The organism is Streptomyces virginiae (assembly GCF_041432505.1).
Taxonomy (GTDB): Bacteria; Actinomycetota; Actinomycetes; order Streptomycetales; family Streptomycetaceae; genus Streptomyces; species Streptomyces virginiae_A.
In genome coordinates, this window is sequence record NZ_CP107871.1 from 2,043,203 (window position 1) to 2,055,082 (window position 11,880).

At 71.1% G+C, this 11,880-nt stretch carries 12 protein-coding genes; 6 read left to right on the plus strand and 6 right to left on the minus strand.

The annotated features are described in order from the left end of the window. Positions 1-117 precede the first annotated feature (117 nt). A complete protein-coding gene (locus OG624_RS09625; protein WP_033222645.1) occupies positions 118-747 on the plus strand; it encodes a lysophospholipid acyltransferase family protein in 630 nt (209 codons plus the stop codon). Between the two features lie 7 nt (positions 748-754). Here the strand turns inward: OG624_RS09625 and OG624_RS09630 are convergent, their stop codons facing one another. The 3 genes from OG624_RS09630 to OG624_RS09640 form a co-directional block, all read right to left on the minus strand. After that, on the minus strand, positions 755-2,230 hold the full coding sequence (locus tag OG624_RS09630) for a hypothetical protein (RefSeq protein ID WP_033222643.1): 1,476 nt from the start codon (positions 2,228-2,230) through the stop codon (positions 755-757). Positions 2,231-2,309: 79 nt separating this feature from the next. Next, positions 2,310-3,854 carry an MFS transporter gene (locus OG624_RS09635; protein ID WP_371639312.1) on the minus strand — a complete coding sequence of 515 codons (1,545 nt, stop codon included), beginning with the start codon at positions 3,852-3,854 and terminating at the stop codon, positions 2,310-2,312. Further along, positions 3,851-4,402 carry a TetR/AcrR family transcriptional regulator gene (locus OG624_RS09640; protein ID WP_033222513.1) on the minus strand — a complete coding sequence of 184 codons (552 nt, stop codon included), beginning with the start codon at positions 4,400-4,402 and terminating at the stop codon, positions 3,851-3,853. The genes OG624_RS09635 and OG624_RS09640 overlap by 4 nt, the downstream gene beginning before the upstream one ends. Before the next feature lie 90 nt (positions 4,403-4,492). On the opposite strand from OG624_RS09640, the gene OG624_RS09645 reads away from it, so the two are divergent. Together OG624_RS09645 and OG624_RS09650 are read left to right on the plus strand one after the other, a co-directional pair. Beyond that, positions 4,493-5,020: an HAD domain-containing protein gene (locus OG624_RS09645; protein ID WP_371587489.1), complete on the plus strand. Its 528-nt coding sequence runs from the start codon at positions 4,493-4,495 to the stop codon at positions 5,018-5,020. Between the two features lie 179 nt (positions 5,021-5,199). Continuing rightward, entirely contained in the window at positions 5,200-5,622 is a 423-nt protein-coding gene (locus tag OG624_RS09650; RefSeq protein WP_033222508.1) for a hypothetical protein, read from the plus strand. Between the two features lie 65 nt (positions 5,623-5,687). Here OG624_RS09650 and argH read toward each other — a convergent pair whose 3' ends face one another. Both argH and OG624_RS09660 read right to left on the minus strand, forming a co-directional pair. Then, entirely contained in the window at positions 5,688-7,115 is a 1,428-nt protein-coding gene (argH, locus tag OG624_RS09655) for an argininosuccinate lyase (RefSeq protein ID WP_371639313.1), read from the minus strand. A 145-nt stretch (positions 7,116-7,260) separates the two neighbouring features. Next, positions 7,261-8,454 (minus strand): argininosuccinate synthase, encoded by a 1,194-nt coding sequence (locus OG624_RS09660; RefSeq protein ID WP_030009472.1) that lies wholly within the window; start codon positions 8,452-8,454, stop codon positions 7,261-7,263. A 197-nt stretch (positions 8,455-8,651) separates the two neighbouring features. On the opposite strand from OG624_RS09660, the gene OG624_RS09665 reads away from it, so the two are divergent. From OG624_RS09665 to OG624_RS09675, 3 genes are read left to right on the plus strand one after another with little or no spacing between them, the layout of a single operon-like run. Beyond that, positions 8,652-10,019 carry a HEAT repeat domain-containing protein gene (locus OG624_RS09665; RefSeq protein WP_051763445.1) on the plus strand — a complete coding sequence of 456 codons (1,368 nt, stop codon included), beginning with the start codon at positions 8,652-8,654 and terminating at the stop codon, positions 10,017-10,019. A 5-nt stretch (positions 10,020-10,024) separates the two neighbouring features. Then, entirely contained in the window at positions 10,025-10,606 is a 582-nt protein-coding gene (locus tag OG624_RS09670) for a pyridoxamine 5'-phosphate oxidase family protein (RefSeq protein ID WP_030723505.1), read from the plus strand. Between the two features lie 6 nt (positions 10,607-10,612). Then, the gene (locus OG624_RS09675) at positions 10,613-11,305 is read left to right on the plus strand and encodes a L,D-transpeptidase family protein (RefSeq protein WP_033222639.1); all 693 of its coding nucleotides are present in this window, start codon (positions 10,613-10,615) and stop codon (positions 11,303-11,305) included. Positions 11,306-11,336: 31 nt separating this feature from the next. Here the strand turns inward: OG624_RS09675 and OG624_RS09680 are convergent, their stop codons facing one another. After that, positions 11,337-11,873, minus strand: a complete 537-nt coding sequence (locus OG624_RS09680) for an arginine repressor (protein WP_030010023.1) — start codon at positions 11,871-11,873, stop codon at positions 11,337-11,339. Positions 11,874-11,880: the final 7 nt, after the last annotated feature.

Below are 11,880 nucleotides of genomic sequence, written 5' to 3' on the forward strand. Positions count from 1 at the left end.
GCGAGTATCGTCCTCACCTGCGCTACCGCCGTGTGGTGGGTGCGCGAACCGCTTTTCGATGCCGGAGGGCCCACGTTGTTCCGTACGAAGCTCATCAAAGCCACTGTCGGACCGGTCATGCGCATGATGTTCCGCACCCGCGTGGAGGGCATCGAGAACATCCCCGGCTCCGGTCCGGTGATTCTGGCGGGCAACCACCTCACCTTCATCGACTCCATGATCCTGCCGCTGGTGTGCGACCGTACGGTCCACTTCATCGGCAAGGACGAGTACGTGACCGGCAAGGGGATCAAGGGCCGCGCCATGGCCTGGTTCTTCTCCGGTTCCGGCATGATCCCCGTCGACCGTGACGGGGCCAACGGCGGCGTCGCGGCCCTGATGACCGGCCGCCGGATCCTCGAAGAGGGCAAGATCTTCGGCATCTACCCCGAGGGCACCCGCTCCCCCGACGGCCGCCTCTACCGCGGCCGCACCGGCATCGCCCGCCTGACCCTGATGACCGGCGCCCCCGTGGTGCCGTTCGCGATGATCGGCACCGACAAGCTCCAGCCCGGCGGCGCCGGCATGCCGCGTCCGGGCCGGGTCACCGTCCGCTTCGGCGAGCCGATGGAGTTCTCCCGCTACGAGGGCATGGACCGCGACCGCTACGTGCTGCGCGCCGTCACCGACTCGGTGATGGCCGAGGTCATGCGCCTCTCGGGCCAGGAGTACGTCGACATGTACGCCACCAAGGCGAAGGCCGCGTAGCGCTCCGCTACTGACGCTGGAGTGACCGGCTGACGCCCGCCGCCGTGGTGGTGGCGAGGATCCAGCCGGTCACGATCAGCACGTACGAAAGCCACTGGTGCAGGCCGCCCGGTGCGAAGGCCGCCTCCTGGCCGAAACTGACGATCGGCACCATCAGGTCGATCGTGTAGAAGACCGCGTTGAAGTCCGGGGCCTCCCCCGCCTTCAGGGCGCGCGGCGGGTCGATCCCGTACGCGATCGACCCCGTCATCAGTAATGCCAGCAGCCAGCCCGCCGCCCGCAGCGGCCGGAAGCCGTAGCCGACGGTGGCGTCCTGGAGCAGCCCCCACGCCCGGGCGGCCCGGGGCAGGGTGTGCCGGTGCCTGCGCAGCTTCGCGAGCTGGACGGTCCGGGCGGCCGCCTCGTCGCCCGCCGTACGGTAGGCCGCCGCGAGCTGCTCGTAGGCGTAGGTGAGGTATCCGGACTCCTCCCGCTCCAGGGCGGGCAATCGCTGCTCGGCGGGGAGGTGCGGGGCGAGGGTGCGGTAGGTCAGGCCGTCGATGGCGATCCGCTCGGGCCAGGCCTGCGGATCGATGTGGAGCAGGTCGACGGTGGACCGGCGCAGGTTCACGTCGCCGCGGACCGGGTCGCACCGGCGCAGCCACAGCTCGCCGATCGCGCAGCTGGAGGCGCGCAGGGCGGTCCCGCCCGGGTTGGCGAGGTCGGCGCGGGTGAGGATGACCTGGCCGGGTATCCGGGAGCCGGTGAGGTTGACCATGCCGCGGGCCTTCATGCGGTGCGCGCGCAGGTCGGTGCCGACGGTCAGGGTCTCGGCGTGCAGGGCGATCCGGCCGGGGGCGAGCAGCTGGGCGTCGTCGAGCTGGATCTGGCCGCCGATGGTGGCTCCGTTGAGGCGGAGTTGGCCGTGCACGGTCAGGCCGTTCGCCATGATGTCGGTGGCGACCTCGATGTGGTTCAGCTGGAGCGGGGGCTCGTCGGCCTCCTCGCCGGCCGTGGGGCCGATCACCGCCCCCTGGAGGAAGAGGCCGCCGGCTATCTTGGCGCCCTGCAGCCGTACGGGGCCGGCGATCCGACAGTGGGAGAGCCGCAGGACCACTTCGACGCGCAGCGTGGAGGCGGTCAGGCCGGGCAGGGTGGAGTAGCCGAGGACCAGGGCGCGCAACTGGGCCCCGTACACCAGGGGCTTGCGCTCGAACCAGCAGTCGCGCAGCCGGATGGGGTGGTCGATGACGGCGTAGCGCAGGTCGAGCTTGCCCACGATCTTCGCGCCCTTGATCTTGAGACCGGGGATCCGCCCCTGGACGACGGGGCAGGCTCCCAGCAGGATCGCCCGCAGCACCTCGGCGCGCAGGGTGCGGTCGGGGCCCCAGTCGGCTCCGTCGACGGAGCTGTCCTCGGGGGCGACGCGGAAGTCGACCCCGTCGCCGCGCGGGAAGGCCTCCCAGACGCGGCGTTCCGCCGGGGTAAGATCGTTGATCTCCATCGCCGCGATGGTGTCCCGCGGCTCCACGAGCTGTCAACTGCGCCCGCAGCAGCATCCCTTGCCCGGATGCGCCGACATCTCAGTGCTCGAGGCCCTCCTGGAGCCGCTGGCCCTTCAGCAGGAACCAGGCGGCCACGGCGGTGGCCAGCAGGACGGCCGCGCCGACGCCGGAGGCGAGCCGCAGCCCGTCCACGAAGGCGTCCTGGGCCGCTCCCACCATCACCTGGGCGGTGTGCGGGTCCAGCGCCTTGGCGGCCTCGACGGCACCGCCGAGGGACTCGTGCGCGGCGTCGGCGACCGGGCCCGCGACCGAGGCCGGGGCGGTGAAGCTCTGGTAGACGCCGGTGACGATGGAGCCGAGCAGGGCGATGCCGAGGGCGGCGCCGAGTTCGTACGCCGTCTCGGAGACGGCGGAGGCCGAACCGGCCTGCTCCTTGGGGACGCTGGAGAGGATCACGTCGGCGGTGACGGTGAAGGAGAATCCCGCACCGAGGCCGACGACGAGCAGGGCGGCGCCGAGCAGCGGGTAGCCGCTCTCCTTGTGGATCAGGGTGAGCACGGCGAGGGCCAGGCCGATGGCGCCGAGGCCGCCGGCCACGATGGTCCGTACCGAGTACCGGCGGGCGTACCGGCCCGCGATCAGGCCGGTGACCACCGCGCCGATGGCGGCGGGCAGTTCGGCGAGGCCCGCCTCCAGCGGGTCGCGGCCCTGGACGAGCTGCAGGAACTGGGAGAGGAAGAAGACCAGTCCGGAGAGCCCGAAGACGGTGAGCAGGTCGGCGAGGACCGCGCCGGAGAAGCCGCGGTGCTTGAAGAGCCGCATGTCGAGCAGCGGGGACGGCAGGACGAACTGGCGTCGTACGAAGGCGTACAGGGCGCCCACGCCCAGTGTCGCGGTGGCCGCGACCTCCCAGGTGACGCCGTGGGTGGCGACCTCCTTGACGGCGTAGACCACGCTGATCACGCCGACGAGGGAGAGGCCGACGCTGACGAGGTCCCAGGGGCCGGCGACCGGGTTCTTGGATTCGGGAAGCAGCTTGATTCCGACGACGACCAGAGCGATCATCACAGGAAGGTTGATCAGGAAGACCGAGCCCCACCAGAAGTGCTGGAGGAGGGCTCCGCCGACGACCGGGCCGACGGCCGCGCCGGCCGAGGCGGTGGCGCCCCAGATGCCGATCGCGAGGCTGCGCTCCTTGGGGTCGTGGAAGATGTTGCGGATCAGCGCGAGGGTGGACGGCATCAGGGTCGCGCCGGCCACGCCCAGCAGGGCCCGGGCGACGATCATCATCTCGGGGCTGGTGGCGTAGGCGTTGAGCACGGACACGGCACCGAACGCGGCGGCGCCGGTGAGCAGCAGCTTCTTGCGTCCGATGCGGTCACCGAGGCTGCCCATGGAGACCAGGAGTCCGGCGATGACGAAGGAGTAGATGTCGCCTATCCACAGCAGCTGGGTGCCGGACGGCTTGAGGTCTTCGGAGAGTGCGGGGGTGGCGAGGCCGAGTACGGTCGCGTCGACGGCGACCAGCAGCACGGCGAGCACCAGCACGCCCAGGGCGAGCCAGCGGCCGCGGCTTCTGGTCTCCGTCCCGATCGGGCTGTCCAGGTGCTGGGTCGTGCTCATTTCTCCACACTCCGTCTGGCGCCACCGAGCAAGAGCTCGATGATCATGTACTGGAAGTCCTTGGCGGCGACCCGGCCGTCCATCACGGCCCAGGCGCAGGTGCCGACGAGGCCGTAGAGGGCCTCGGTGAGCCATGCGGGGCTCAGGTCGATCCGGATGTCGCCCTCTTCCTGGCCGCGCCGGAAGAGCGCGCCGACGCGGGCGTCGAGCCGGGCCCATCCCTCGTTGACCTCGTCGCCCTCGAACAGCTGGTTCTCGGTGACGAGGAAGGCCAGTAGCTGGGCGTTGGGCTCGGCCTCGGCGACGAGGCGTCTGATCGCGTCCACCGCGGTGCCCTCGTCGAGGCGGGCCTTGTCGAAGGCCACCTCGAACTCGCGGATGCCGAGTTCTTCGAGGGCCCGTACGAGGGCGTCGCGTCCGGCGAAGTGCCGGTGGAGGGTCGCGCGCCCGATTCCGGCGGCGCGGGCGACCTCGTCCATCGTGGCGGTCGACTTGCGGGAAAGCAGGGCGGCCGCGTCGCGGAGCACCTGGTCACGATCCATGGCCATGAGACAAGCATACCCCGAATGAGACGTCGATGTCTCATTCAATCGAAAAACGAGCTGCCTTCGGGGCAGCCGGAAGGGAATCCTGCCGCGATGAAGCCACTGCTGCTGATCGATGTCGACGGGCCACTGAACCCCTACGCGGCCAAGGCCCAGCGCCGCCCCGAGGGCTACCGCACCCATCGGATGCGCCCGACGGGCTGGACGGAGGCCGAGCAGGCCAAGCCCCTGCGGGTCTGGCTCAATCCCGACCACGGGGCGGAGCTGCTCGCCCTCGCGGAGGTCTACGAGCTCGTCTGGGCCACCACCTGGAAGGACGAGGCCAACGACTGGATAGGCCCGCACCTGGGACTGCCGAGACTCCCCTTCATCGACTGGCCGGTGATGCACGGCCGGGCGCCGCGCGGCACCTTCTGGAAGACCCAGTACATCCTCGAGTACACGGGCGGGCGACCCTTCGCCTGGATCGACGACGACATCACGGCGATGGACCGCGAGTACGTCGACCAGCGCCACCCGGCACAGACCCTGCTGATGCGCATCGACGAACGGATCGGCCTGGTCCGCGCGGACTTCGACACTCTCGCCGCATGGGCCACACCGTCACCATTCGACTACTGATGGTGATTCGATCATGACTACCCGTGTTCGGCGGGCTGATGCGGACTGTGATCATTTGGAGTGACCGGGGCCCAGGAGCCTTCCCCCGCCGATCCGGAACACGGAATTCTGCTCTCCGGTGAGCCCATACCCGGGGCGGGTTCACCTGCACGTATTCCGTCTTCGGCAGGGAGAGAACCATGAACGCATCACGGAAGCTGGCCATCGGGGCAGCCGCGCTGGCACTGACGACGGTCGGCGGCGTCGTCGCCGTGTCCTCGGCGTCCGCCGAGCCCAGGGAGGCGCGGCAGGCCGCGGCGGTCACCACGGCGTGGGCGAAGGTGGCCGCGAACGGTCAGGTCCTGGGCGGGCAGGGCATCACCGGGATCAACAAGTTCGGCATCGGCCGCTACAACATCACCACGTCGTCCGGCCTCAACGGGTGCGCCCTCCTGGGCACCATCAACACCAACGGCGGCAACGACCCCGGGCCGGGCAGCTCGTCCATCCTGGTCGGGCAGGTGAACGGGAACACCCTCTTCATCCGCACCGCGACGCCGTCCCAGCCCGGCAGTGCCGCCGTGGACAGTGACCGGCCGTTCTCGATCAACGTCGTCTGCTGATACCCCGACATGCCGGAGGGGCGGTGGGGGCCGACGGGCTCCCACCGCCCCTCCGGGCGTGTCCGCTACTGCTTGTGGGCCGCCCAGGCGTGCTGGATGACCAGGTCGGCCTTCAGCTCGGTGAGCTGGGTGGCCACCGCCGAGGGGGCGGTGCCGCCGCGGCCGTCCCGCGAGGCCAGGGCGCCCCTGACGTTCAGGACGGTCCGGACCTCGGGGGTCAGGTGCTCCGAGATCTTCACGAACTGCTCGTCCGTCAGCTGGTCGAGCTCGATGCCCTCGCCCTCGCAGACCTTGACGCACTCACCGGCCACCTCGTGCGCCACCCGGAAGGGCACGCCCTGCTTGACCAGCCACTCGGCGATGTCGGTGGCGAGCGAGAAGCCGGCCGGGGCCAGCTCCTCCATCCGCTCCCGGTTGACCGTGAGGGTCGCCATCATGCCGGTGAAGGCCGGCAGCAGGACCTCAAGGGTGTCGCAGGAGTCGAAGACGGGCTCCTTGTCCTCCTGGAGGTCCCGGTTGTACGCGAGCGGCAGCGCCTTGAGCGTGGCGAGCAGGCCCGTCAGATTGCCGATGAGCCGGCCCGACTTGCCACGCGCCAGCTCAGCGATGTCCGGGTTCTTCTTCTGCGGCATGATCGACGACCCGGTCGAGAAGGCGTCGTGCAGCGTCACGAAGGAGAACTCCTTCGTGTTCCAGATGATGATCTCCTCCGCGATCCGGGACAGGTTGATCCCGATCATCGCGGTGATGAAGGCGAACTCGGCGACGAAGTCGCGCGAGGCGGTGCCGTCGATGGAGTTGCCGACCGAGCCCCGCTCGAAGCCCAGGTCGGCGGCGACCTGCTCCGGGTCCAGGCCCAGCGAGGAGCCGGCCAGGGCGCCCGAGCCGTACGGGGAGACCGCGGTCCGGGTGTCCCACTGGCGCAGCCGCTCCGCGTCCCGGGACAGGGACTGCACGTGGGCGAGTACGTGGTGGGCGAAGAGCACCGGCTGCGCGTGCTGCAGGTGGGTCCGGCCCGGCATGGCCACGTCGTGGTGCGTCTCGGCGAGGCCGACCAGCGCGTCCTGGAGGTCGGCGATCAGGCCGCCGATGATCCGGCCGTGGTCGCGCAGGTACATCCGGAAGAGCGTGGCCACCTGGTCGTTGCGGGACCGGCCGGCGCGCAGCTTGCCGCCGAGCTCGGCGCCGAGCCGCTCCAGCAGGCCGCGCTCCAGGGCGGTGTGCACGTCCTCGTCGGCGATGGTGCCGGTGAAGGAGCCGTCGGCCACGTCGGCCTCCAGCTGGTCGAGCCCGGCGATCATGCGGTCGAGCTCGTCGGCCGTGAGCAGGCCGGCCTTGTGGAGCACGCGTGCGTGGGCGCGGGAGCCCGCGATGTCGTACGGCGCGAGGCGCCAGTCGAAGTGGACCGACGCCGACAGCAGGGCCAGCGCCTCCGAAGGACCGTCGGCGAACCGGCCGCCCCAGAGCCGGACGTCACCCTTGTTGCTGCTCACAGCTACTGCTCCTCAAGACTGCATGGCTTTGACTGCTGGTAAGGCTCCGGGGGCCCGCCCGGCCTGGACGGCCGGCAGGGCTCCGGATGTGCAACCGCCTCCCCGCCGCGGAGGTAACGGGGAGGCGGTCCGAACTGCTGGTCGGTCAGGCGAGGTCGCGGCGGGCCGCGATCTTCGAGGAGAGACCGAAGATCTCGATGAAGCCCTGGGCCTTGGACTGGTCGAAGGTGTCGCCCGAGTCGTAGGTCGCGAGGTTGAAGTCGTACAGCGACTCGTCCGACTTCCGGCCGGTGACGACGGCGCGGCCGCCGTGCAGGGTCATCCGGATGTCACCGGTGACGTGCTGGTTGGCCTCGTTGATGAAGCCGTCCAGGGCGCGCTTGAGCGGGGAGAACCACAGGCCGTCGTAGACCATCTCGCCCCAGCGCTGCTCGACCTGCCGCTTGTAGCGGGCCAGCTCGCGCTCGACGGTGACGTTCTCCAGCTCCTGGTGGGCCGTGATCAGCGCGATCGCACCCGGGGCCTCGTACACCTCACGGGACTTGATGCCCACGAGGCGGTCCTCGACGATGTCGATCCGGCCGATGCCCTGGGCTCCGGCGCGGTCGTTGAGCTGCTGGATGGCCTGCAGCACGGTGACGGGCTTGCCGTCGATGGCGACCGGGACGCCCTCCTTGAAGGAGATGACGACCTCGTCGGCCTCGCGCGGCAAGGCCGGGTTCGAGGTGTACTCGTAGATGTCCTCGATCGGGGCGTTCCAGATGTCCTCCAGGAAGCCCGTCTCGACGGCGCGCCCGAAGACGTTCTGGTCGATGGAGTACGGGGACTTCTTGGTGGTCGCGATCGGGAGCTGCTTCTCCTCGCAGAAGGCGATCGCCTTGTCCCGGGTCATCGCGTAGTCACGGACCGGGGCGATGCACTTGAGGTCCGGGGCGAGGGCGACGATGCCCGCCTCGAAGCGGACCTGGTCGTTGCCCTTGCCGGTGCAGCCGTGGGCGACGGTCGTGGCGCCGTGCTTCTTGGCGGCGGCGACCAGGTGCTTGACGATGGCCGGCCGGGAGAGCGCCGAGACCAGCGGGTACCGGTCCATGTAGAGGGCGTTCGCCTTGATCGCCGGGAGGCAGTACTCGTTGGCGAACTCGTCGGAGGCGTCGGCGACCTCGGCCTCGACCGCACCGCAGTCGAGCGCGCGCTTGCGGATGACGTCCAGGTCCTCGCCGCCCTGGCCGACGTCCACGGCAACGGCGATGACCTCGGCGCCCGTCTCCTCGGCGATCCAGCCGATGGCGACGGAGGTGTCCAGGCCGCCCGAGTAGGCGAGTACGACGCGCTCGGTCACGGGTTTCTCCTTACGGTGCATTCAACGACAGGCATAACTATGCACTACTCCGTATGTTTCGTCAATCGACTCGGGGAGTGCTCCCCGCGCGCCCTCCGCCCCTCCCCCATCCGTCCGGCCTGACCTGCGGATATATGGGAGGCGAGTCGGCGGCCCGATTACCTACGATCAACCTCGACAACCACAGGGGAGGACGTATGGACACGGGCGCGGAGACACGACCGCCCTCGCCGGGAGCCCCGGCGGCCGAGTGGATCGCCTTCGACCGCGTGGTCCGGCGGACCTCCTCCTGGTCGTACACGAGCCCCGTCGAGACGCCGGAAGCCGTGAAGCTGTGCCATCCCGACGGCCGGATCCGCGAGGCGGCCCTGCGGGCGCCGAAGCACCTGCTGTCGCCGCTGCTGGAGTTCGCGGCGATCCGCTGCGCGGACTGGGTGCCGGCCGTCCGCGCACAGGCCCGGCAGGTCCTGGCCAGGGCCCTGGCCGACGACCCCGCGGGCACGCTGCACCGGCTGACGCCGCTCGTCGTACGGCTCGGCCGGCGCGAGCAGGGCGCCTGGGCGCTGGAGCGCTTCGAGGACCTGCTCAACGAGGACCACGCTCTCCTCGGCGAACTGCGCGGGAGCCCGGACCCCCGGACCCGGCGGTTCGCCGCACGGTTGACCCTCGGGGTCGGGCTGCTGGACGTAAGGGAGCTGGCGGCGCTGGCCGCGACGGAACCGGATCCGGCGACGAGCGGGCTGTGGACGGACGCGACGCTGGCCGCCCTGGCCGCCGACGGGCCGGACGACGAGGCCGTCGACACGCTGCTCGGCGGGCACGGCCAGATGGTCCGCGCGGCCGGGGTCACCGCCCTGCGCGGGGCCGGCCGGGCCGCCGAGGCCGCGGATCACCTCTGCGACCGCTCCGGGATGGTCCGGGCCTGCGCCCGTTGGCTGGTCCGCCAGGCCGGTGGCGATCCACGCCCGCTCTGCCGCGAGCCGCTGGCCGACCCCGCCCGCGTGACCCCGTACGCGGTGACCGCCTTCGCCGAGTGCGCGCGCCGCGAGGACGCGCCGCTGCTGCGCGCACTGCTGGCGCACCCGGCCGGTCAGGTGCGCGCCGCCGCCGTCGGTGGGCTGCGGCTGCTGGACGTCACCGACGTCGAGCTGCTGCGGCCGCTGCTGGACGACCCGGCGCCGGCGGTGGCCCGCGAGGTCGCCCGGAGCCTCGGCGCCTCGGCCGACCGGCTGCCCGCCGACTGGCTGATGGCCCGCATCGAGCCCGGGCGGCCGTCGCACACCCGCCGGGCCGCCTACCGGCTGCTGTTCGCCCGGGGCGGGGTGGCCGGACTGCGTGCCTCCGTCGCCCTGCTGACGGACCGTGACCCGGCCTTGCGGACGATCGCCGCGCAGCGCGTCCAGAGCATGTGGAGCCCGAACCGGCCACCGGACCTGCCCGCGCGGGACCCTGAGGTCGGCGCCCTCCTGGACCGGTGCACGCACCTGTTCAGCGACCACGTCATGCGGCGGATGCGCTACGGCCTCGGGCTCCCGGTCCCGGCGGCCCCGGCGGACGCATACTGATCGCCATGGGAAAGCTCTACGAACGCATAGACGGCCGGCTGCGCACGTTCATCGAGGAGCAGCCGATCTTCTTCACCGCGACCGCTCCGCTCACGGGTGACGGTCATGTCAACCTCTCCCCGAAGGGCCGGGCCGGAACCCTCGTCGTCATCGACGAACAGACCCTGGCCTACCTGGACTTCGGGGGCAGCGGCGCCGAGACCATCGCCCACGTCCGGGAGAACGGCCGGATCACCCTGATGTGGTGCGCGTTCTCCGGGCCGCCCAACATCGTGCGCATCCACGGCGAGGGCGAGGCGGTCTTCCGCGACGATCCGCGCTGGGGCGAACTGATCGCGCTGTTCGGTGACGCCGACGGGCCGTCGGCGCGGGCGATCATCCTGGTCCACGCCCGCCGGATCGCGGATGTCTGCGGGTACGCCGTCCCCCTGATGGAGTACCAGGGCGAGCGGACGCTGCACGCCGAGTACTTCGGTCGCAAGACGGACGAGGAGTTCGCCGCGTACTGCGAGAAGAAGGAGTTCATCGGATCGAGCGTCGACGGCCTGCCTGCGCTGCCGCTGCCCCTTCCGCCCCGTACCGTCTGACATGTGCTGCGTACCGCTGTAGTCGCTGTCTCACTCGTCGTCACGACCCTGCTTCCGCAGGCCCCCTCGCAGGCGCCCCTGCCCGACCGGCTCGCCGACACCGGCGGGGGAAGCCAGCTCATCACCGCCGTGGCGCCCACGTCCGGGTCCACCACCGGTCGGGTGATCTGGTGGGAGCGATGGGCGGGACGTTGGCACCGGTCCGGGAGCGCGCCCGCGCGGTTCGGCGCGAACGGCCTGACCGAGGGCGCGACGCGGACCCAGGGCACGAATACGACACCCGCGGGCCTCTACGCGCTCCCCTACGCCTTCGGGATCCGGCGGGCACCGTCCGGCACGGACCTCGTCCACCGGCAGGTGAACCGGGACTCCTGGTGGTGCCAGGACAACGCGTCCGCCCACTACAACCGCTGGGTCGAGCCGCTGCCCGCGGACTGCGCGCCGGGCGAGGCCGAGCACCTGGTGACGTACGAGAAGCAGTACGCGCACGCGCTGGTGATCGCCTTCAACTACGACCGGCCCGTACGCGGCCGGGGCGCCGGAATCTTCCTGCACGTCAACGGCAAGGGCGCGACGGCCGGTTGCGTGTCCGTGCCCGAGTCGGCCATGCGGGCGATCCTGCGCTGGGCGGACCCGCGCCGCCGTCCGCACATCGCGATCGGCACCGAGTCCGGGGACCTGGCCGTGACCCGGTACTGAGCCGGGCCCGGCAAGATCCGGAAGAGACGGCCTAGCTCTCCTTCTGCGCCAGTCGGAGCAGGTGGTCGGCCAGGGCCTGGCCGCCCGCCGGGTCCCGGCTGATCAGCATCAGGGTGTCGTCGCCCGCGATCGTGCCGAGGATCGCGCGGAGCTCGGCCTGGTCGATCGCCGAGGCGAGGAACTGCGCCGCACCCGGCGGGGTGCGCAGGACCACGAGGTTCGCGGAGGCCTCCGCCGAGATCAGCAGTTCCCCGGAGAGGCGCCGCATGCGCTCCTCCTTCGCGGACTCGCCGAGCGGGGCCTGCGGGGTGCGGAAGCCGCCCTCGCTGGGTACCGCGTAGATCAGCTCGCCGCCGGTGTTGCGGATCTTCACCGCGCCCAGCTCGTCGAGGTCGCGCGAGAGCGTCGCCTGGGTGACGCTCAGCCCGTCGTCGGCGAGCAGCTTGGCCAGCTGGCTCTGGGAGCGGACCGGCTGCCGGTTGAGGATGTCCACGATCCGGCGGTGACGCGCGGTGCGGGTCTGCGGGACGGCTTGGCCGCCTTGCTCGTTGTCCTGCGCCTGACTCATCGTCGTC